The following is a 20747-nucleotide window of genomic DNA, read 5'->3' as shown; positions in this document are numbered from 1 at the left end:
GAGCCGGGCTTTCTTTTTTGCGAGTCAGGTGAAGCGATTCGGTAAAACACCTTGCCCGGCAGGGGCTTCTGCGGTTAGATAAAGCATTATCTTTATTAAGGGGTTTGCTCAGTGAAGCTGGATGAGATCGCGAGGTTAGCGGGCGTTTCGCGTACCACGGCCAGTTATGTGATTAATGGCAAGGCGAAACAGTATCGTGTCAGCGATAAGACAGTCGAGAAAGTCATGGCTGTTGTGAAGGAACATAACTATCACCCGAACGCGGTGGCAGCAGGTCTGCGCGCCGGTCGAACCCGCTCTATTGGTCTGGTGATCCCTGACCTGGAAAACACCAGCTACACCAAAATTGCCAATTTCCTTGAGCGGCAGGCCCGTCAGCGTGGCTATCAGTTGCTGATCGCCTGCTCTGAAGATCAGCCTGATAATGAAATGCGTTGCATCGAACATCTTCTGCAGCGTCAGGTTGATGCCATCATCATTTCCACGTCTTTACCGCCGGAACACCCTTTCTATCAGCGCTGGGCTAACGATGATTTCCCGATCATTGCGCTCGACCGTGCCCTGGACCCTGAGCACTTCATCAGCGTGGTCGGGGCCGATCAGGAAGACGCACTGATGCTGGCGCAGGAATTGCGCACGTTCCCGGCTGAATCGGTACTCTATCTCGGCGCACTGCCGGAGCTTTCTGTGAGCTTCCTGCGTGAACAAGGATTTCGTCAGGCCTGGGCTGATGATCCCCGTCAGCCGAAATACCTTTACGCCAATGCCTACGATCGCGAATCGGCTGCCGTCGTCTTTGCTGAATGGCTGAAAACCAACCCGATGCCACAGGCGTTATTTACCACCTCATTCCAGTTGTTGCAGGGTGTCATGGACGTGACGCTGAAAACGGAAGGGCGGCTGCCGGTCGATCTGGCGATTGCCACATTCGGCGATAACGAGTTGCTCGATTTCCTGGAGTGTCCGGTTCTCGCTGTGGCGCAGCGTCACCGTGATGTGGCTGAACGCGTGCTGGAACTGGTGTTGGCCTGTCTCGATGAGCCGAAAAAACCGAAAGCCGGGCTGACCCGTATCCGGCGTAATTTGTTCCGCCGTGGCCGTCTGAGCCGCAAATAAACCTCCTGCGGGCATTCATCCTGACTGCCCGTTGTTTTCCTGTCTCAGCAACACGTTTCATAAGTAACAATGAATAAAGCATCTTGCCGGTTGTGATAATCGAATACGAAAATTCCCATATAAGCAGAATGGGTAAATTAAGAACATTCCCAGACTGCTGAATTATTAACAAATGTTTTTGTCTTTCCTGAACTGATATAAACCTGCCAATCAATTTCTAAAATACGTTAATGCTCCCTGCAAAAGTGCTGTAGAATTCCCCGCTTAATTTCCCGCAGTTATGGTCTGACGCGTTGCTGATGAGTTTTGAATCAGCCGGAAGACTGATGTCCTGCGGGTTGGCAGGTAAAATGATGATGATGTAGACGTGACAGCCATAAAAAAAACTGAAAATGATTTTTGTTATGGCAAAACAGTCAGGAAATGAGAGTTAGCTAGCAGAAGAATATAAATAGTTAAATAATGTTCAGTTTGGCTTTTTTTTAAACGAAATTATTAACCCTCCGAAATTTCTTCAACTAATCATGACGTTATTTTCTCTCCCCTTCTAAAAAACATCATCACCTTGCGCTAAGTAATTGCCTGGCTGCGTAAATAATGCCAAACCTTCTCTGCTCTGGCTTGACAAGGTTTTAAAACCATCCGTAAACTCTTTTCTGTGGGAATTTGTGGGGGAAAGTGGTGAAAAAGGTCACAGAGGGGTAGATCGGTCATGTTTCGTGGCGCGACGATGGTTAACCTCGACAGCAAAGGGCGACTTGCCGTACCTACCCGCTATCGGGATTTGCTGAGCGAAGAATCGCAAGGTCAAATGGTTTGCACCATAGACCTCCATCACCCATGTCTCCTCCTTTACACCCTCCCTGAGTGGGAAGTGATCGAACAAAAATTGTCCCGTCTGTCGAGCATGAACCCTGTTGAGCGCCGTATTCAGCGCCTTTTACTCGGGCATGCGAGTGAATGTCAGATGGATAACGCCGGGCGCCTGCTGATTGCAACGACATTGCGACAGCACGCCGGGCTCGAAAAAGAAGTGATGCTGGTTGGGCAGTTCAATAAGTTTGAACTGTGGGATGAACAGACCTGGTATCAACAAGTTAAGGAAGACATCGACGCTGAACAATCGTCTCAGGAACCCCTTTCTGAACGATTACAGGACTTGTCATTATAAGCATGGTTGAAAACTACAAACACACTTCCGTTTTGCTGGATGAAGCCGTTAACGGCCTAAACATTCGTCAGGACGGCATTTACATAGACGGAACTTTTGGCCGCGGTGGCCACTCACGTTTGATTCTGTCCCAGCTTGGGCCGGACGGACGCTTGCTGGCGATTGACCGTGATCCACAAGCGATCAAAGCCGCAGAATCCATTGATGATCCTCGTTTTTCGATTGTTCACGGACCTTTCTCTGATCTCGCTGACTATGTGCGTGATCGCGGCCTCGAAGGCAAGATCGACGGCGTATTACTGGACTTAGGTGTTTCTTCTCCGCAGCTTGACGATCCTGAACGCGGATTCTCATTTATGCGCGACGGGCCTCTGGATATGCGTATGGATCCAACCCGTGGTTATTCTGCAGCTGAATGGCTGATGAAAGCAGAAGCCGAAGACATTGCCTGGGTGCTGAAAACGTTCGGCGAAGAACGTTTTGCCAAGCGAATTGCCCGCGCGATCGTTGAGCGTAACCGTGAGCTGCCGATGACCCGAACCAAAGAGCTGGCGGATTTGATTGCCAACGCTTCGCCGGTTCGTGAAAAACACAAACATCCGGCCACGCGTAGCTTCCAGGCTATCCGTATTTACATCAACAGTGAGCTGGAAGAAATCGAACGCGCGCTGGATGGCGCTCTGGAAATTCTGGCACCTGAAGGTCGTTTATCGGTGATCAGTTTCCACTCTCTGGAAGACCGCATTGTGAAGCGTTTTATTCGCCAGCACAGTCGTGGCGCGCAAGTGCCAGCGGGTATCCCGATGACAGAAGCGCAAATCGCTGAGCTTGGCGGACGTTCCCTGAAGTCCGTCGGGAAGATGATGCCTTCAGACGCTGAAGTTGCTGAAAATCCTCGCGCACGCAGTTCAGTTCTGCGTTTTGCTGAGAGAACGACAGCGTGATCGGCAATGAACGCCACGGTTTAGTGGGGGTTATTGCCAGCGATATTTTGCGCAATGGCAAGATCCCGCTGATTTTGCTGATTGCCGTTCTGGTCAGCGCAATCTTAGTGGTCACAACCGCTCACCGTACGCGTTTGCTGACGGCTCAGCGCGAACAATTAGTACTGGAACGGGACGCGCTGGATATCGAATGGCGCAACCTGATCCTTGAAGAGAATGCTCTCGGCGATCACAGCCGGGTAGAACGCATCGCAACGGAGAAATTGCAGATGCAGCACGTTGATCCATCTCAAGAAATCATTGTGGTTCAGCCTTAAAATGCGCACGGAGAATACAGGCAGCTAATGAAAGCAACACGCACCGCGAAGTTAAAGCGTCCAGAAGATCAAGCCAGCTTTATCAGCTGGCGTTTTGCGTTGTTGTGCGCCTGTATCCTGCTGGCATTGGTTGGCCTGATGTTGCGTGTGGCATACCTGCAGGTTATTAACCCGGATAAGCTGGTGAGAGAAGGGGATCTGCGTTCCCTGCGCGTGCAAACCATTCCTACCTCACGTGGCATGATTACCGATCGTTCCGGTCGCCCTCTGGCGGTCAGCGTTCCGGTCAATGCTATCTGGGCAGACCCGAAAGAAATTAACGATCGCGGCGGCATTACCGTCGATACCAAATGGAAGGCGCTGGCTGACGCGCTGAACATGCCGCTTGCCCAGCTTTCCGCCCGCATTAATGCCAATCCCAACGGACGCTTCGTATACCTAGCCCGTCAGGTTAACCCTGCCGTTGGCGAATATGTCCATAAACTCAAACTGCCGGGGATTTCCCTGCGTCAGGAATCGCGCCGTTATTATCCGGCCGGGCAGGTGACGTCGCATGTTATCGGCGTGACCAACATTGATGGCGAAGGCATTGAAGGCGTTGAGAAGAGTTTTGACCGCTGGCTGACCGGTAAACCCGGCGAACGTACCATTCGTAAAGACCGTTTTGGTCGCGTTATCGAAGATATTTCTACCGTCGACAGTCAGGCCGCCCACAACCTCGCACTGAGTATCGACGAGCGTTTACAGGCGCTGGTTTACCGCGAACTGAATAATGCGGTGGCGTTTAACAAAGCCGAATCAGGTACTGCCGTGCTGGTTGATGTCCAGACCGGTGAAGTGCTGGCGATGGCGAACAGCCCTTCATACAACCCAAACAACATGCCGGATACGCCGAAAGATGTGATGCGTAACCGTGCCATCACCGACATTTTTGAGCCGGGTTCCACAGTGAAACCGATGGTGGTGATGACGGCACTGAAAAACGGTGTGGTCCGCGAAAACAGCGTGCTGAACACCCTGCCGTATCGGATCAATGGCCATGAGATTAAAGATGTTGCGCGTTACGGTGAGCTTTCCGTAACGGGCATCTTGCAGAAGTCGAGTAACGTCGGTGTTTCACGACTGGCGTTATCGATGCCCTCCGCTGAGCTGGTAGATACTTACTCGCGATTCGGATTGGGAAAACCAACCAATTTGGGGCTGGTTGGAGAAAGCAGTGGCATATACCCTAAAAAACAACGGTGGTCTGACATAGAGAGGGCCACCTTCTCTTTCGGCTACGGGCTAATGGTGACACCTCTCCAGTTAGCGCGAGTCTACGCAACGATCGGCAGCATGGGCATTTATCGCCCATTGTCGATCACGAAAGTTGATCCGCCGGTATCCGGCGAACGTGTCTTCCCTGAACCGCTGGTGCGTACCGTCGTACATATGATGGAAAGCGTTGCATTGCCTGGCGGCGGTGGCGTGAAGGCCGCGATCAAGGGTTACCGTATTGCGATAAAAACGGGTACCGCGAAGAAAGTCGGTCCGGACGGTAAATACGTTAACAAATACATTGCCTATACCGCCGGCGTTGCGCCAGCAAGCAATCCAAGATTTGCGCTTGTGGTGGTCATTAACGATCCACAAGCAGGGAAATATTACGGTGGGGCCGTTTCCGCACCGGTGTTTGGCGCCATCATGGGCGGCGTATTGCGTACCATGAACGTTGAACCGGATGCGCTGACTGCCGATGAAAACGCAGACATAGTGAATAATCAAAAAGAGGCTTCAGGTGGCAGATCGTAATTTGCGCGACATCTTAGCGCCCTGGGTGAGTGATGCCCCGGCAGCAGCGCTAAAAGACATGATTCTGGACAGCCGCGTTGCGGCTGCCGGCGATCTGTTTGTCGCGGTTTCAGGCCATACCAGTGACGGGCGTCGTTTTATTCCCCAGGCAATTGCCCAGGGCGTCGCTGCCGTCGTGGCCGAGGCAAAGGGTGAACAAGAACACGGAACGGTTTGCCAGATGCATGGTGTACCGGTCATTTATCTCGAAGATCTCAACGTCCTGCTGTCAGAACTGGCGGGACGTTTTTACCAGCAACCGGGCAAAGCGTTACGTCTGGTTGGCGTAACCGGTACTAACGGTAAAACCACCACCACACAGTTGGTGGCGCAGTGGAGCCAGTTACTGGGCGAAACCAGCGCCGTGATGGGCACCGTCGGCAATGGTTTGCTGGATAACGTGGTACCCGCGGAAAACACCACCGGTTCTGCCGTGCAGGTTCAGCACATTCTGGCCGATCTGGTGAAGCAAGGCGCAACCTTTGCCGCAATGGAAGTTTCTTCCCACGGACTGGTTCAGCACCGTGTTGCCGCATTGCCCTTTGCCGCAGCGGCATTCACCAACCTGAGCCGTGATCATCTTGATTATCACGGTGATATGCAGAGTTACGAAGACGCTAAATGGCAGCTTTTCTCCTCGCATCAGGTCGGTCAGAAAATCATTAATGCTGACGATGAAGTCGGCGCGCGCTGGTTAGCGAAAACGCCTGATGCTGTTGCCGTCAGTATGGAAGACAAAATCCCGGCAGGCTGGAAAGGCCGCTGGCTGGTGGCGCGCAGCGTGAATTATCACGATAACGGCGCTACCGTAAATATCGATTCAAGCTGGGGCGAAGGTAAGTTTGATAGTCGCCTTATGGGCGCGTTCAACGTCAGCAACCTGCTGGTTGCGCTGGCTACACTGCTTTCCCTGGATTATCCGCTGGCGCAATTACTGGCTACGGCTTCTCAGCTACAACCGGTTTGCGGCCGCATGGAAGTCTTCAATGCACCGGGCAAACCTACCGCTGTCGTTGATTATGCCCATACGCCTGACGCGCTGGAAAAAGCACTGGCGGCTGCCCGTCTGCATTGTCGCGGTACGCTGTGGTGTGTGTTTGGTTGCGGCGGCGATCGTGATAAAGGTAAGCGTCCGCTGATGGGCGGCATTGCGGAGCAATACGCTGACCGTGTGATCGTCACCGATGACAATCCGCGCAGTGAAGAGCCGCGCGCTATCGTCGCTGATATCCTTGCTGGCCTGCTTGATGCAGGGCTTGCGCAGGAAATTCATGGTCGCGCAGAAGCCGTCACCAGCGCAATTATGCAGGCGAAAGAAGAAGACGTCGTGCTGATTGCCGGCAAAGGGCATGAAGACTACCAGCTGGTCGGTAACCAGCGTCTTGATTATTCCGACCGCGTCACGGTTGCACGTTTGCTGGGGGTGATCGCATGATCCGCGTTTCCCTGCAAACTCTGGCGGATGCGCTCAACGCTGAGCTCATCGGCACAGATACTCAAATCGACAGCGTGACCACGGATACCCGTCAGGTCACCCAGGGCGGTTTGTTTATCGCGCTGAAAGGCGAAAAATTCGATGCCCATGACTTCGCTGCGGATGCCGTAAAAGCCGGAGCAGGGGCTTTGCTGGTAAGTAAGCGCTTACCGGAGGAGGTTCCTCAGTTAGTGGTTGCCGACACCCGCATTGCTCTCGGGCAACTGGGTGGCTGGGTGCGTCAGCAGGTTCCGGCCCGTGTCGTCGGCCTGACCGGTTCATCCGGCAAGACGTCTGTGAAAGAGATGACTGCAGCTATTTTGCGTGAGTGCGGCAACGTGCTGTACACCGCTGGCAACTTCAATAACGACATCGGTGTTCCGCTCACCTTGCTGCGCCTGACCGCTGAACATGATTTTGCCGTCATTGAAATGGGCGCGAATCATCTTGGTGAAATCGCCTATACGACTGCGCTGGCACGGCCTGAAACGGCACTGGTGAATAACCTGTCAGCCGCGCATCTCGAAGGTTTCGGTTCCCTGGCGGGTGTCGCGCGGGCGAAAGGCGAGATTTTCGATGGCCTGCCGGAAGACGGCATCGCCGTGATCAATGCGGATAACAACGACTGGGCAAACTGGCAGCATAAGCTGAGCGGTAAAACCGTCTGGCGCTTCTCCCCGGCTTACGGTGAAGGCATCAATTTCAGTGCGACTGATGTCAAAATCAGTCCGCTGAATACCGCGTTCACTCTGCATTCTCCTCAGGGCAGCATTGATGTCTCGCTGCCGGTCCCCGGTCGTCACAACATCGCTAACGCACTGGCTGCGGCTGCGCTGGCAATGTCTGTCGGGGCATCGCCGGAGAATGTGCGCGCCGGTCTGGCGACCCTGCAATCCGTCAAAGGGCGTTTATTCCCTATCGCACTTAGCGAGGGTAAAACCCTGCTTGATGACAGCTACAACGCCAACGTGGGTTCCATGACAGCCGCAGCGCAGGTGCTTTCTGAAATGCCTGGCTACCGCGTGATGGCAGTGGGTGATATGGCGGAACTGGGCGCGGAAAGCGAAAGCTGCCACCGTCAGGTGGGCGAAGCCATACGTGACGCCGGTATCGACAAAGTATTCAGTATTGGTCATGACAGCCGCATCATCAGTGATGTCAGCGGATGTGGTGAGCATTTAGAGGATAAGGCAGCCCTGACGGCCCGTTTAACGAGCTTACTGTCTGAACACGCGGTAATTACCGTTTTAATTAAAGGTTCACGTAGTGCCGCAATGGAGCAGGTAGTACGCGCGTTACAGGAGAATGCAACATGTTAGTTTGGCTGGCCGAACACTTGGTCAAATATTATTCCGGCTTCAACGTCTTTTCCTATCTGACGTTTCGCGCCATTGTCAGCCTGCTGACCGCGTTGTTCCTGTCGCTGTGGATCGGGCCGCGCATGATTGCCCGCCTGCAAAAAATGTCTTTCGGTCAGGTTGTCCGTAACGACGGTCCTGAGTCGCATTTCAGTAAACGCGGTACGCCAACGATGGGCGGCCTGATGATTCTGGCGTCGATCACAATTTCTGTACTGATGTGGGCGTATCCGTCCAATCCGTATGTGTGGTGCGTGTTGTTTGTGCTGATTGGTTACGGCATCGTGGGCTTTATCGATGACTACCGCAAAGTCGTGCGTAAAGACACCAAGGGCCTGATTGCACGCTGGAAATACTTCTGGCAATCAGTCATCGCGCTGGCGGCAGCCTTCACCATGTATGCCATTGGTAAAGACACGCCAGCCACTGAGCTGGTTGTGCCATTTTTCAAAGACGTCATGCCTCAGTTGGGTTTGCTGTACATCCTGCTGAGTTATTTCGTCATTGTCGGCACCAGTAACGCAGTGAATCTGACAGATGGTCTGGACGGTCTGGCGATTATGCCAACGGTCTTCGTCGCAGCAGGTTTTGCGCTGGTGGCATGGGCAACCGGTAACATGAACTTCGCAAGCTATCTGCACATCCCTTATCTGCGTCATGCCGGTGAACTGGTGATCGTGTGTACGGCGATCGTCGGTGCCGGGCTTGGATTCCTCTGGTTCAACACCTATCCGGCACAAGTATTTATGGGTGATGTCGGCTCTCTGGCTCTGGGCGGGGCGCTGGGTACCATCGCCGTACTGCTGCGTCAGGAATTCTTACTGGTGATTATGGGCGGTGTGTTCGTGGTCGAAACACTGTCGGTGATCCTGCAGGTTGGGTCCTTCAAGTTACGTGGACAGCGCATTTTCCGTATGGCGCCTATCCATCATCACTACGAACTTAAAGGCTGGCCGGAACCGCGCGTCATCGTGCGCTTCTGGATTATTTCGCTGATGCTTGTGCTGATTGGCCTGGCGACGCTGAAGGTGCGGTAATTATGGCTGACTATCAGGGTAAAAAAGTGGTCATCATCGGGCTGGGTCTTACCGGCCTGTCCTGTGTTGATTTCTTTGTTGCACGTGGCGTGATGCCGCGTGTCATTGATACCCGCGTCAGCCCGCCAGGACTCGATAAACTGGCGGATAACATTGAGCGTCACCTGGGTTCGCTCAACGAAGACTGGCTGCTGGATGCAGATTTAATTATTTCCAGTCCGGGCGTTGCGCTGGCGACGCCGGCACTGATCGCTGCTGCTGATGCAGGCGTGGAAATTGTGGGTGATATCGAACTGTTTTGCCGTGAAACGACGACACCTATTGTCGCCATCACCGGTTCTAACGGTAAGAGCACCGTCACCATGCTGGTGGGCGAAATGGCGAAAGCTGCGGGCTGGCGTGTCGGTGTGGGCGGCAATATCGGCCTGCCGGTGCTGACCATGCTGGATCATGAATACGATCTGTTCGTGCTTGAGCTTTCCAGCTTCCAGCTTGAAACCACGCACAGCCTTCACGCGGCGGCGGCGACCATTCTGAACGTGACTGAAGATCATATGGATCGCTATCCGTTTGGCTTGCAGCAATACCGTGCGGCAAAACTGAAAGTGTATGAAAACGCTGCGTTGTGTGTTGTTAACGCGGACGATGCGCTGACTATGCCGGTGCGTGGCGCGGATAAGCGTTGTGTGAGTTTTGGTGTCGATGTGGGTGATTACCATCTGACCCGTCAGCAGGATGATATCTGGCTGCGTGTGCATGGCGAAAAAGTGCTGAACACCCGTGAAATGCCGCTGACCGGACGCCACAACTACACCAATGCGCTGGCTGCTCTGGCGCTGGCGGATGCGGCAGGTGTTCCTCATGCGTCCAGCCTGAAAGCGCTGACCACTTTTACCGGTCTGGCTCACCGTTTCCAGATAGCCTGGCACCACAACGGTGTGCGCTGGATTAATGATTCCAAAGCCACCAATGTGGGCAGCACTGAAGCGGCGCTGAACGGTTTGCACGTTGAAGGCACGTTACATCTGCTGCTGGGCGGAGACGGGAAATCTGCTGATTTCGCACCGCTGACCCGTTATCTGCAAGGCGATAATCTGCGTATTTATTGCTTTGGCCGTGATGGTGCTGAGCTTGCAGAGCTGCGACCTGATGTTTCCTCTCTGTTTGAAACCATGGAACAGGCGATGCGGGAAATCAGCCAGCACGTGGCTTCCGGCGATATGGTTCTGTTATCTCCGGCTTGCGCGAGTCTGGATCAGTTTCGCAGTTTTGAACAACGGGGTGATGCCTTCACCGCGCTGGCGAAGGAGCTGGGCTGATGCGGTTGCGTATTCCGGGGCTGAGCCTCATCGGAAAATTTAATGACTGGGTGATGGGCGCAAAGGAAAGCGATTCCGTCACGCTGGTGCTGTACGACCGGACATTGTTGTGGCTGACCTTTGGTCTGGCGATCGTGGGTTTTGTGATGGTGACGTCGGCTTCCATGCCTATCGGTCAGCGTCTGGCAGACGATCCGTTCCTGTTTGCTAAACGTGATGCCATTTATCTCGGTCTGGCTTTTGGTTTATCGCTGGTGACGCTTCGTGTGCCGATGGCCGTCTGGCAGAAGTACAGCAATGTGCTGTTGCTGCTGTCGGTGGTGATGCTGTTGGTGGTTCTGGTGGTCGGTAGCTCCGTCAACGGGGCCTCGCGCTGGATTTCACTCGGACCATTGCGTATTCAGCCTGCTGAGTTCTCGAAGCTGTCGCTGTTTTGTTATCTCGCCAGTTATCTGGTGCGCAAGGTAGATGAAGTACGCAGCAACTTCTGGGGCTTTTGCAAACCGATGGGCGTGATGGTGGTGCTGGCCGTTTTACTGCTGGCTCAGCCTGACCTGGGTACCGTCGTCGTATTGTTTATCACCACGCTGGCGATGTTATTCCTGGCGGGGGCGAAAATGTGGCAGTTCCTGGCGATTATCGGTTCCGGTGCGTTTGCGGTTGTGCTGCTGGTTCTTGCCGAACCGTACCGTATGCGCCGTGTTACCTCGTTCTGGAATCCGTGGGCCGACCCGTTTGGTAGCGGCTACCAGTTAACCCAGTCGCTGATGGCATTTGGCCGTGGTGAATTCTGGGGACAGGGCTTAGGAAATTCAGTACAGAAACTGGAGTATTTACCGGAAGCGCATACCGACTTTATCTTCTCCATTTTGGGTGAAGAACTGGGGTATTTCGGTGTGGTTTTAGCCCTGTTGATGGTATTCTTCGTCGCTTTTCGCGCGATGTCCATCGGGCGCCGTGCGTTAGAGATTGATCAGCGTTTTTCCGGATTTTTGGCCTGTTCTATCGGCGTGTGGTTTAGCTTCCAGGCGCTGGTCAATGTGGGCGCGGCGGCGGGGATGTTGCCGACCAAAGGTCTGACGCTGCCGCTGATCAGTTACGGTGGTTCGAGCTTAATCATTATGTCGACGGCAATCGTGTTATTGCTGCGAGTGGATTTTGAAACGCGGCTGGCAAAAGCCCAGGCGTTTGTAAGGAGTGCCCGATGAGTGGCAATACCCGGCGTTTAATGGTGATGGCTGGCGGTACCGGCGGACATGTGTTTCCGGGGCTGGCTGTGGCGCATCACCTTATCGCGCAAGGTTGGGAAGTTCGCTGGCTCGGTACAGCAGACCGGATGGAAGCGGATCTTGTGCCGAAACATGGCATCGATATTGATTTCATTAAAATCTCTGGATTACGTGGGAAAGGTCTGAAAGCGCAACTCACCGCCCCGATTCGCATATATCATGCGTGGCGTCAGGCGAAGGCCATCATGAAACGCTTTCAGCCAGATGTGGTGTTAGGCATGGGCGGATACGTTTCCGGCCCCGGCGGTCTGGCGGCATGGTCACTGGGTATTCCGGTGGTGCTGCACGAACAAAACGGCATTGCGGGCATGACCAACAAAGGGTTGTCGCACATTGCTACCAAAGTATTGCAGGCGTTCCCCGGTGCTTTTCCGAAAGCGGATGTTGTGGGAAATCCGGTACGCACGGATGTGCTGGCGCTGGAATTGCCGGAAACGCGCTTAGCCGGACGCGAAGGGCCGATCAGAGTCTTAGTGATTGGCGGCAGTCAGGGTGCGCGGGTGCTTAATCAGAGCATGCCGGAAGTCGCGGCGCTGATGGGCGATAAAATTACGTTGTGGCATCAGGTTGGTAAAGGTGCGCTGGAGTCAGTGAATCAGGCTTACGAAAAAGTCGGTCAGACTCAGCACAAAGTCACCGAATTCATTGATGACATGGCAGCAGCTTATGCCTGGGCAGATGTGGTGGTTTGTCGCTCCGGCGCGTTAACGGTCAGTGAAATTGCTGCCGCAGGTTTGCCGGCTATTTTTGTGCCATTCCAGCATAAAGACCGCCAGCAGTACTGGAATGCATTGCCGCTGGAAAAAGCGGGTGCTGCAAAAATTATTGAACAGAAAGACTTTAGTGCCGCAGCCGTCGCTGATCTGATGGCCGGATGGGACAGAACCCATCTGATGCAAATGGCAAAAGCTGCGCGTGCAGCCGCTATTCCTGATGCGACAGAGCGTGTAGCCGCAGAAGTGGTTGCCGCCAGTAAAAAATGAAATTGAACGGGCCATGCAGTGTGTGGTCCCAGCCGTAAGAAACGGATTAATCAGTAACCTGAAATAGTGAATAAAAACGTGAATACACAACAATTGGCGAAACTGCGTACCTTCGTGCCCGAGATGCATCGTGTCCGGCACATTCACTTTGTTGGCATCGGTGGTGCCGGCATGGGTGGTATCGCCGAAGTGTTGGCAAATGAAGGCTATCAGATCAGTGGTTCCGATCTGGCGCCGAACGAAGTAACACAGCAACTGACTGCTTTGGGCGCGACGATTTATTTTAATCACCGTCCTGAAAACGTGCTGGATGCCAGCGTAGTCGTGGTATCCACGGCGATCTCTTCCGATAACCCGGAAATCGTTGCCGCACGTGAAGCGCGCATACCTGTGATCCGCCGCGCGGAAATGCTCGCTGAGCTGATGCGTTTTCGTCACGGTATCGCCGTGGCAGGTACGCACGGCAAAACGACGACCACAGCAATGGTCACCAGTATTTATGCTGAAGACGGTCTGGATCCGACATTCGTTAACGGTGGACTGGTCAAAGCTGCCGGTACCCATGCGCGTCTGGGATCAAGCCGTTTTCTGATTGCTGAAGCAGATGAAAGTGATGCGTCGTTCCTGCATCTGCAACCGATGGTGGCGATTGTGACCAACATCGAAGCGGATCATATGGATACGTATCAGGGTGACTTCGAAATCCTGAAGCAGACGTTCATTAATTTCCTGCACAACCTGCCATTCTACGGACGTGCAGTGATGTGCATTGATGATCCGGTGATCCGCGAGCTGATCCCACGCGTGGGCCGTCATATGACGACGTACGGTTTCAGCGAAGACGCGGATGTGATTATCGAAAATTACCGTCAGGTCGGCGCGCAAGGACACTTTACGCTGCGCCGTCAGGACTTGCCGCTGATAAGCGTGACGCTGAATGCGCCGGGTCGTCATAACGCCCTGAACGCCGCGGCCGCAGTAGCCGTTGCGTCAGATGAAGGGATCAGTGATGACGCCATTCTTCGCGCACTGGCAGGTTTTCAGGGTACAGGCCGTCGTTTCGATTTCCTGGGCGAATATGCGCTGGAAAATGTGAACGGCAAAACCGGCAGCGCGATGCTGGTTGATGACTACGGTCACCATCCGACGGAAGTCGATGCGACGATCAAAGCCGCACGGGCAGGTTGGGCGAATAAGCGACTGGTGATGATTTTCCAGCCGCACCGTTACACGCGTACCCGTGATTTGTACGACGATTTTGCGAATGTGCTGTCTCAGGTTGATGTGCTGATCATGCTGGATGTTTATCCGGCGGGTGAAGCGCCCATCCCTGGCGCTGACAGCCGCTCGCTGTGCCGCACCATCCGTGCGCGCGGAAAATTGGATCCTATTTTGGTTTCTGATATTGAAGCCGTGCCGGAAAGTCTGGCGCAGATCCTCGAAGGTGACGATTTAGTTCTGGTTCAGGGCGCCGGTAATGTCGGCAGAGTGGCCCGTAAATTGGCTGATCAAAAGCTGCAACCAGTTAAGAAAGGTGAAGAACATCATGTCTGAGAAAGTAGCAGTATTGTTGGGTGGTACTTCCGCAGAACGCGATGTGTCATTACAGTCCGGCGCCGCGGTGCTGGCTGGCTTACGTGAATCAGGCATTGATGCTCACGGCATCGATACCAAAACATTTAATGTGGCGCTTCTTAAACAAGAAGGCTTCAGCAAAGTCTTTATCGCACTGCACGGTCGCGGCGGTGAAGACGGTACGTTGCAGGGCTTGCTGGAACAAATCGGTTTGCCTTATACCGGCAGCGGTGTGATGGCATCTGCGCTGACTATGGATAAATTCCGCACCAAACTGGTGTGGCAGGCGTCAGGTTTACCGGTCGCACCGTTTGTTGTACTGCATCGTTCACAAATTGAAGAAGCAGGGCAGGGCGCTCTGGCGGCAAAAATCGCCGAACTGGGTCTGCCGGTTATCGTCAAACCCAGCCGCGAAGGTTCCAGCGTTGGCATGAGCAAGGTGACTACGGAAAAAGAGTTGCTGCCAGCCCTGCAGGAAGGCTTCCGCCATGACGATAACGTACTGATTGAAAAATGGCTGAGCGGCCCGGAATACACGGTCGCCATCGTGGGTGACGACGTGATGCCTTCCATTCGCATCCAGCCAGCCGGAACATTTTATGACTATCAGGCAAAATATTTGTCTGATGAAACACAGTACTTCTGTCCGAGCGGTTTAAGCGAAGCACAGGAACAACAGCTTTCTGCGCTGGCATTGCAGGCGTATCAGGCGCTCGATTGCAGCGGCTGGGGGCGTGTTGACGTGATGCAAGACAGCGACGGCAGCTTTAACCTGCTGGAAGTAAATACGTCGCCGGGCATGACCAGCCACAGTCTGGTGCCAATGGCAGCCAAACACGCCGGGTTAAGTTTCCCGCAGCTCGTTTCCCGTATTCTGGCACTGGCGGACTGATATGTCTCAAGCCGCCCTGAATACCCGAGAGCGTGAGACGGTCGAAAACAACGGCCGTCGCAGTAACGGTGGCCAGCTGGCTGGGATCGTGTTTCTGTTGTTGGTTGTAGGAACGATTTTATGGAGTGCGTGGGCCGTTGTTGGCTGGATGCAGGATGCGAACCGATTGCCGTTATCCCAGTTAGTGGTTACCGGGGAACGTCATTACACGACCAATGATGATATTCGTCAGGCGATCCTGTCCTTAGGGGCTCCGGGAACGTTCATGACGCAGGATGTAAACGTCATTCAGCAGCAGATTGAGCGTTTACCCTGGATAAAACAGGTCAGCGTCCGTAAGCAATGGCCGAATGAATTGAAGATACACCTGGTGGAGTATGTGCCGGTCGCACACTGGAATGATCTGCATATGGTGGATGCCGAGGGCAAATCATTCAGCATACCCGCCGAACGTGTGGTCAAACAGAAAATGCCGTTGCTTTACGGTCCGGAAGGCAGCGAACAGGATGTTTTGCAGGGCTTTCAAACAATGAGCCAGGCGCTGGCCGCCGGTAAGTTCCAGTTGAAAGCAGTGGCAATGAGTGCGCGTCACTCGTGGCAGTTAACTCTGGATAATGACGTCCGGCTGGAATTGGGGAGAGATGACCGGATGGGGCGTTTACAACGTTTTATCGAGCTCTACCCGCGATTCCAGCAACAGGCAGAGGCCGATAAGAAACGCATCACTTATGTCGATTTACGTTATGACAGCGGTGCGTCGGTAGGTTGGGCGCCAGAGTTTATTGACCAGCAAAACAGTAATCAGCAACAGAATCAGGCACAGGCTAAACAACAATGATCAAGTCGACGGACAGAAAACTGGTAGTTGGGCTGGAGATCGGTACGGCAAAGGTCGCCGCATTGGTGGGGGAAGTTCTGCCCGATGGCATGGTCAATATTATCGGCGTGGGCAGTTGCCCATCCCGTGGCATGGACAAGGGTGGCGTGAATGATCTGGAATCGGTGGTGAAATGCGTACAGCGCGCCATCGATCAGGCTGAACTGATGGCGGATTGCCAGATTTCCTCTGTTTACCTTGCTTTGTCTGGTAAACATATCAGTTGTCAGAATGAAATAGGGATGGTTCCTATTTCAGAAGAGGAAGTCACACAGGAAGATGTAGAGAACGTCGTGCATACCGCAAAATCTGTGCGTGTGCGTGATGAACATCGGGTTCTGCATGTGATCCCTCAGGAATATGCCATTGATTATCAGGAAGGGATCAAAAACCCGGTCGGACTTTCCGGCGTGCGTATGCAGGCCAAAGTTCACCTGATTACCTGCCATAACGATATGGCGAAGAACATAGTTAAAGCGGTAGAACGCTGCGGCTTAAAAGTTGACCAGCTCATTTTTGCCGGTCTGGCAGCCAGTTATGCCGTTCTGACCGAAGATGAGCGTGAATTAGGTGTGTGTGTGGTCGATATTGGTGGCGGAACCATGGATATCGCGGTTTATACCGGCGGCGCACTACGTCATACTAAGGTTATCCCTTATGCAGGGAACGTGGTCACCAGCGACATCGCTTATGCGTTTGGTACACCACCGACCGATGCCGAAGCGATCAAAGTTCGCCACGGTTGTGCATTAGGTTCGATTGTCGGCAAAGACGAAAACGTCGAAGTGCCGAGCGTAGGTGGACGTCCACCACGCAGTCTGCAACGTCAGACACTGGCGGAAGTTATTGAGCCACGTTACACAGAATTGCTGAATTTAGTGAACGACGAAATTTTGCAATTGCAGGAGCAGTTACGCCAGCAAGGCGTAAAACATCATCTGGCCGCCGGTATTGTTCTGACAGGCGGTGCAGCACAAATTGATGGTCTGGCAGCCTGTGCGCAGCGGGTATTCCATACCCAGGTGCGTATCGGGCAACCCCTGAACATCACCGGGCTGACAGATTATGCGCAGGAACCTTACTACTCAACGGCTGTAGGGCTGCTGCACTACGGGAAGGAGTCTCACCTGAGCGGTGAGGCCGAAGTGGAAAAACGCGCCTCAGTGGGCAACTGGTTCAAACGAATCAACAGCTGGCTGAGAAAAGAGTTTTAATGGTTTAACAACGGGATCATGCTGTTAAGGTTTTTGATCCCGACGCGACAGGCACAAAACGGAGAGAAACTATGTTTGAACCTATGGAACTGACCAATGACGCGGTGATTAAAGTCATCGGCGTCGGCGGTGGCGGTGGCAACGCTGTCGAACACATGGTGCGCGAGCGCATCGAAGGTGTTGAATTCTTCGCCGTTAACACCGACGCACAGGCGTTACGTAAAACGGCAGTAGGCCAGACTATTCAGATCGGTAGCGGTATTACCAAGGGTCTGGGTGCTGGTGCGAACCCGGAAGTGGGTCGCAATTCTGCAGAAGAAGACCGTGAAGCCCTGCGCGCTGCGCTTGAAGGTGCTGATATGGTCTTTATCGCAGCGGGCATGGGCGGCGGTACCGGTACCGGTGCAGCGCCAGTGGTTGCTGAAGTAGCTAAAGATTTAGGTATTCTGACCGTTGCTGTCGTGACTAAGCCTTTCAATTTCGAAGGCAAAAAGCGTATGGCATTCGCGGAGCAGGGTATTGCTGAATTGTCCAAACATGTGGACTCCCTGATCACTATCCCGAACGACAAGCTGTTAAAAGTTCTGGGTCGCGGTATCTCTCTGCTGGACGCTTTTGGTGCGGCCAACGACGTGCTGAAAGGCGCGGTGCAGGGTATCGCAGAGCTGATCACCCGTCCGGGTCTGATGAACGTCGACTTCGCTGACGTGCGCACCGTTATGTCTGAAATGGGTTATGCCATGATGGGCTCCGGCGTGGCATGTGGTGAAGACCGTGCTGAAGAAGCAGCAGAAATGGCGATCTCCAGCCCGCTGCTGGAAGATATCGACCTGTCAGGCGCTCGCGGCGTTCTGGTCAACATCACCGCTGGCTTCGACCTGCGTCTGGATGAGTTTGAAACTGTGGGTAACACTATCCGTGCTTTCGCCTCTGACAACGCTACCGTGGTTATTGGTACTTCCCTTGACCCGGAAATGAATGACGAATTGCGCGTCACCGTAGTTGCGACCGGTATTGGCATGGACAAACGTCCTGAAATCACGTTGGTGACCAATAAGCCAGCCGCTCAGCCAGTGATGGATCATCGTTATCAGCAGCACGGGATGTCTCCGCTGCCGCAGGAAACGAAACCCGCTGCTAAAGTGGTCAATGATCAAAGCGCGCAATCTAATAAAGAGCCCGACTATTTGGACATCCCAGCCTTCCTGCGTAAGCAGGCAGACTAGTCCGAATTGTAGGATCTCCGCTCTTTGTGCTAAACTGTCCCGCCGACCTTAAGGTATGCTTAGGTCGGTTGGATGGATAAACATTGCGAGATAAAAACGATGATCAAACAACGTACATTAAAACGTATCGTTCAGGCGACGGGCGTCGGTTTACATACCGGCAAGAAAGTCACCCTGACTCTGCGTCCTGCACCGGCAAATACCGGGGTCATCTATCGTCGCACTGACTTGAATCCACCGGTTGATTTCCCGGCAGATGCAAAATCCGTGCGTGATACCATGCTCTGTACTTGCCTGGTTAATGAGCATGACGTACGCATTTCTACGGTTGAACACCTTAATGCGGCATTAGCTGGCCTGGGCATTGATAACATTGTTATCGAAGTCGATGCGCCTGAAGTGCCGATTATGGACGGTAGTGCTGCACCTTTCGTCTATCTGCTGATGGATGCAGGGATTGAAGAGTTGAACAGCGCCAAGAAATTCTTGCGCATCAAAGAAACCGTGCGTGTTGAAGACGGTGATAAGTGGGCTGAGTTCAAACCATTTAATGGTTTCTCTCTGGACTTCACTATCGACTTCAACCACCCGGCGATCGATTCCAGCTCACAGCGCTACAAAATGAACTTCTCCGCAGAAGCATTTGTTCGCCAAATTAGCCGCGCACGTACTTTTGGTTTCATGCGTGATATCGAGTACCTGCAGTCACGTGGTTTGTGCCTGGGTGGCAGCTTTGATTGCGCTATCGTTGTGGATGATTATCGCGTGCTTAACGAAGATGGCCTGCGTTTTGAAGATGAATTCGTTCGTCACAAAATGCTGGATGCTATCGGTGACCTGTTCATGTGTGGGCATAACATCATTGGTGCGTTTACCGCATTCAAGTCTGGCCACGCGTTGAACAACAAGTTATTGCAAGCGGTATTGGCTAAGCAGGAAGCCTGGGAATTAGTTACCTTCCAGGATGAAGCTGAATTGCCACTGGCTTTTAAAGCGCCTTCCACCGTATTGGCGTAATCGATACTCGTATTACTTATTACGACTGGTCGTTTTGGCACCCTCTCCGGCCAATTCAGCCAGTCGTTCTAATGCCTTCCTCAGTTTTTCCGGGCTACGGCTCGCCAGTCCTCTTAATTCCTCAGCACTTTGCGCACTCAAATGTCTGACAGGCATGGACTCTGAAGCGATTGCTTTATTTTTAATCGCAATCTGCGAAGCATTTTCCATTTTCGACATGAGCGAAGGATTAATCCTGATGTCGATTGATGACAAAGATGGTAGAATTTGCGCTCGAAGTGCAGAGAGTAATGCAGGTTGTTCATAGCGTAGTCGCATCATCCAGCTGGCATTAGCAATCTCGAGTACTAAAACACCCTGTCGATAATTACCGACACGACACCATGGTTGCATGGGTGCCGGTAACAGACCTTTGACTGCGCGGTTGAGTTTTAATAACGCCGCAGCACGCTGTTGAACAATACGCAGCGGGCTTTGCTCTGTGGAAGAAGCGTCATCGAACAGGATATCTAATAATTGTGGGCGACTATCGCGCATGACGGGCTCCGGCGGATTGTAAACTTGTGATTGGCATTCTAAATCGTTGGCGACAATTTGGCAGAAGGTATTTTTGGCCGCATCTCCTTTTGGGGATGGTCGCGGCCAGCCTTGGCGTGTCAACGAACCTGTCGCAAACGGAACTGCCTGCTGTTCCCAATACGTCCTCAAGTCTAAACCGTCTTAACATCAGTAGTACAGGGCTGAGTAATCTTGCATTGCTTCAGGCGAACCGCCGCCCGTCTTTCGGTGTGGATTACTGGCAGCAACATGCGTTGCGCACAGTTATCCGTCATCTCTCTTTTGCTCTGGCTCCGCAGGTGGTTTATACCGTTGCCGCGCCGGAAGTGGTCGCTGAAGAAGCCGGACCATTACACGTTCAGCAACTGGCCCTGCTGGTCACTCTGAATGCTTTACTGACCCATGAATCCAAACCACCGGTTATCATCCGTCAGACGCAACAACCTTTCCTTACCTTCTCTTTACCGCACCAGACCGGCCTGTGGTTAGCACAGGTACAAGGCATTCGTGCTGGGCCAAACTTCCTGATTTAACAGACTGTAATTTAAAA

Annotated in this window: 19 protein-coding genes; 18 read left to right on the top strand and 1 reads right to left on the bottom strand. The window is 53.2% G+C overall.

The annotated features are described in order from the left end of the window. The first annotated feature begins 111 nt into the window (after positions 1–111). From cra to lpxC, 17 genes are all read left to right on the top strand, one after another. On the top strand, positions 112–1116 hold the full coding sequence (cra, locus tag ACJY2G_RS07285) for a catabolite repressor/activator (RefSeq protein WP_113876342.1): 1005 nt from the start codon (positions 112–114) through the stop codon (positions 1114–1116). 712 nt (positions 1117–1828) lie between these two features. Then, positions 1829–2287 (top strand): division/cell wall cluster transcriptional repressor MraZ, encoded by a 459-nt coding sequence (gene mraZ, locus ACJY2G_RS07280; protein WP_430320735.1) that lies wholly within the window; start codon positions 1829–1831, stop codon positions 2285–2287. 2 nt (positions 2288–2289) lie between these two features. Next, on the top strand, positions 2290–3231 hold the full coding sequence (gene rsmH, locus ACJY2G_RS07275) for a 16S rRNA (cytosine(1402)-N(4))-methyltransferase RsmH (protein ID WP_112286954.1): 942 nt from the start codon (positions 2290–2292) through the stop codon (positions 3229–3231). Next, the gene (gene ftsL, locus ACJY2G_RS07270; protein WP_112286953.1) at positions 3228–3548 is read left to right on the top strand and encodes a cell division protein FtsL; all 321 of its coding nucleotides are present in this window, start codon (positions 3228–3230) and stop codon (positions 3546–3548) included. The genes rsmH and ftsL overlap by 4 nt, the downstream gene beginning before the upstream one ends. A gap of 27 nt (positions 3549–3575) precedes the next feature. Continuing rightward, positions 3576–5339 (top strand): peptidoglycan glycosyltransferase FtsI, encoded by a 1764-nt coding sequence (locus ACJY2G_RS07265; protein ID WP_112286952.1) that lies wholly within the window; start codon positions 3576–3578, stop codon positions 5337–5339. Beyond that, the gene (gene murE, locus ACJY2G_RS07260) at positions 5326–6813 is read left to right on the top strand and encodes a UDP-N-acetylmuramoyl-L-alanyl-D-glutamate--2,6-diaminopimelate ligase (protein ID WP_430320734.1); all 1488 of its coding nucleotides are present in this window, start codon (positions 5326–5328) and stop codon (positions 6811–6813) included. The genes ACJY2G_RS07265 and murE overlap by 14 nt, the downstream gene beginning before the upstream one ends. After that, complete coding sequence (gene murF, locus ACJY2G_RS07255) at positions 6810–8171, top strand: UDP-N-acetylmuramoyl-tripeptide--D-alanyl-D-alanine ligase (RefSeq protein WP_430320733.1); 1362 nt, start codon at positions 6810–6812, stop codon at positions 8169–8171. Before murE ends, murF begins: the two co-directional genes overlap by 4 nt. Continuing rightward, positions 8165–9247, top strand: a complete 1083-nt coding sequence (gene mraY / locus ACJY2G_RS07250) for a phospho-N-acetylmuramoyl-pentapeptide-transferase (RefSeq protein WP_095924647.1) — start codon at positions 8165–8167, stop codon at positions 9245–9247. Before murF ends, mraY begins: the two co-directional genes overlap by 7 nt. A 2-nt stretch (positions 9248–9249) precedes the next feature. Then, positions 9250–10566, top strand: a complete 1317-nt coding sequence (gene murD / locus ACJY2G_RS07245; protein ID WP_430320732.1) for a UDP-N-acetylmuramoyl-L-alanine--D-glutamate ligase — start codon at positions 9250–9252, stop codon at positions 10564–10566. A gap of 5 nt (positions 10567–10571) precedes the next feature. Further along, entirely contained in the window at positions 10572–11774 is a 1203-nt protein-coding gene (gene ftsW, locus ACJY2G_RS07240; protein ID WP_425272803.1) for a cell division protein FtsW, read from the top strand. Further along, positions 11771–12838, top strand: coding sequence for an undecaprenyldiphospho-muramoylpentapeptide beta-N-acetylglucosaminyltransferase (gene murG / locus ACJY2G_RS07235; protein WP_120161922.1), 1068 nt, complete (start codon positions 11771–11773; stop codon positions 12836–12838). The genes ftsW and murG overlap by 4 nt, the downstream gene beginning before the upstream one ends. 78 nt (positions 12839–12916) lie before the next feature. After that, entirely contained in the window at positions 12917–14392 is a 1476-nt protein-coding gene (murC, locus tag ACJY2G_RS07230) for a UDP-N-acetylmuramate--L-alanine ligase (protein ID WP_430320731.1), read from the top strand. Next, complete coding sequence (locus ACJY2G_RS07225; protein ID WP_430320730.1) at positions 14385–15305, top strand: D-alanine--D-alanine ligase; 921 nt, start codon at positions 14385–14387, stop codon at positions 15303–15305. The genes murC and ACJY2G_RS07225 overlap by 8 nt, the downstream gene beginning before the upstream one ends. A gap of 1 nt (position 15306) precedes the next feature. After that, complete coding sequence (gene ftsQ / locus ACJY2G_RS07220) at positions 15307–16143, top strand: cell division protein FtsQ (protein ID WP_112286944.1); 837 nt, start codon at positions 15307–15309, stop codon at positions 16141–16143. Beyond that, a complete protein-coding gene (gene ftsA / locus ACJY2G_RS07215) occupies positions 16140–17396 on the top strand; it encodes a cell division protein FtsA (RefSeq protein ID WP_009634688.1) in 1257 nt (418 codons plus the stop codon). The genes ftsQ and ftsA overlap by 4 nt, the downstream gene beginning before the upstream one ends. Positions 17397–17467: 71 nt before the next feature. After that, a complete protein-coding gene (gene ftsZ, locus ACJY2G_RS07210; RefSeq protein WP_112286943.1) occupies positions 17468–18622 on the top strand; it encodes a cell division protein FtsZ in 1155 nt (384 codons plus the stop codon). A 99-nt stretch (positions 18623–18721) separates the two neighbouring features. Next, entirely contained in the window at positions 18722–19639 is a 918-nt protein-coding gene (gene lpxC / locus ACJY2G_RS07205) for a UDP-3-O-acyl-N-acetylglucosamine deacetylase (RefSeq protein WP_120161921.1), read from the top strand. A 12-nt stretch (positions 19640–19651) separates the two neighbouring features. On the opposite strand, the gene ACJY2G_RS07200 is transcribed toward lpxC, so the two are convergent. After that, positions 19652–20176 (bottom strand): DUF721 domain-containing protein, encoded by a 525-nt coding sequence (locus tag ACJY2G_RS07200; RefSeq protein WP_112286941.1) that lies wholly within the window; start codon positions 20174–20176, stop codon positions 19652–19654. A gap of 26 nt (positions 20177–20202) precedes the next feature. Here ACJY2G_RS07200 and secM point away from each other — a divergent pair, with 26 nt between their 5' ends. Further along, positions 20203–20730 carry a secA translation cis-regulator SecM gene (secM, locus tag ACJY2G_RS07195; RefSeq protein WP_120161920.1) on the top strand — a complete coding sequence of 176 codons (528 nt, stop codon included), beginning with the start codon at positions 20203–20205 and terminating at the stop codon, positions 20728–20730. The last annotated feature ends 17 nt before the right edge of the window (positions 20731–20747 follow it).

It is taken from the genome of Rahnella sp. ATs2 (assembly GCF_051851855.1).
Taxonomy (GTDB): domain Bacteria; phylum Pseudomonadota; class Gammaproteobacteria; order Enterobacterales; family Enterobacteriaceae; genus Rahnella; species Rahnella variigena.
The sequence above is the reverse complement of the archived record's forward strand: the minus strand, read 5'-3'. Positions and strand labels throughout refer to the sequence as shown.

Bases quoted from the DNA above. Each gene is read 5' to 3' on its own strand.
- lpxC (WP_120161921.1), top strand. From the start codon at position 18,722: ATGATCAAACAACGTACATTAAAACGTATCGTTCAGGCGACGGGCGTC.
- murG (WP_120161922.1), top strand. From the start codon at position 11,771: ATGAGTGGCAATACCCGGCGTTTAATGGTGATGGCTGGCGGTACCGGC.
- ftsZ (WP_112286943.1), top strand. From the start codon at position 17,468: ATGTTTGAACCTATGGAACTGACCAATGACGCGGTGATTAAAGTCATC.
- mraY (WP_095924647.1), top strand. From the start codon at position 8,165: ATGTTAGTTTGGCTGGCCGAACACTTGGTCAAATATTATTCCGGCTTC.
- ftsQ (WP_112286944.1), top strand. From the start codon at position 15,307: ATGTCTCAAGCCGCCCTGAATACCCGAGAGCGTGAGACGGTCGAAAAC.
- rsmH (WP_112286954.1), top strand. From the start codon at position 2,290: ATGGTTGAAAACTACAAACACACTTCCGTTTTGCTGGATGAAGCCGTT.
- murF (WP_430320733.1), top strand. From the start codon at position 6,810: ATGATCCGCGTTTCCCTGCAAACTCTGGCGGATGCGCTCAACGCTGAG.
- murD (WP_430320732.1), top strand. From the start codon at position 9,250: ATGGCTGACTATCAGGGTAAAAAAGTGGTCATCATCGGGCTGGGTCTT.
- ACJY2G_RS07265 (WP_112286952.1), top strand. From the start codon at position 3,576: ATGAAAGCAACACGCACCGCGAAGTTAAAGCGTCCAGAAGATCAAGCC.
- ftsA (WP_009634688.1), top strand. From the start codon at position 16,140: ATGATCAAGTCGACGGACAGAAAACTGGTAGTTGGGCTGGAGATCGGT.
- ACJY2G_RS07200 (WP_112286941.1), bottom strand. From the start codon at position 20,176: ATGCGCGATAGTCGCCCACAATTATTAGATATCCTGTTCGATGACGCT.
- mraZ (WP_430320735.1), top strand. From the start codon at position 1,829: ATGTTTCGTGGCGCGACGATGGTTAACCTCGACAGCAAAGGGCGACTT.
- ACJY2G_RS07225 (WP_430320730.1), top strand. From the start codon at position 14,385: ATGTCTGAGAAAGTAGCAGTATTGTTGGGTGGTACTTCCGCAGAACGC.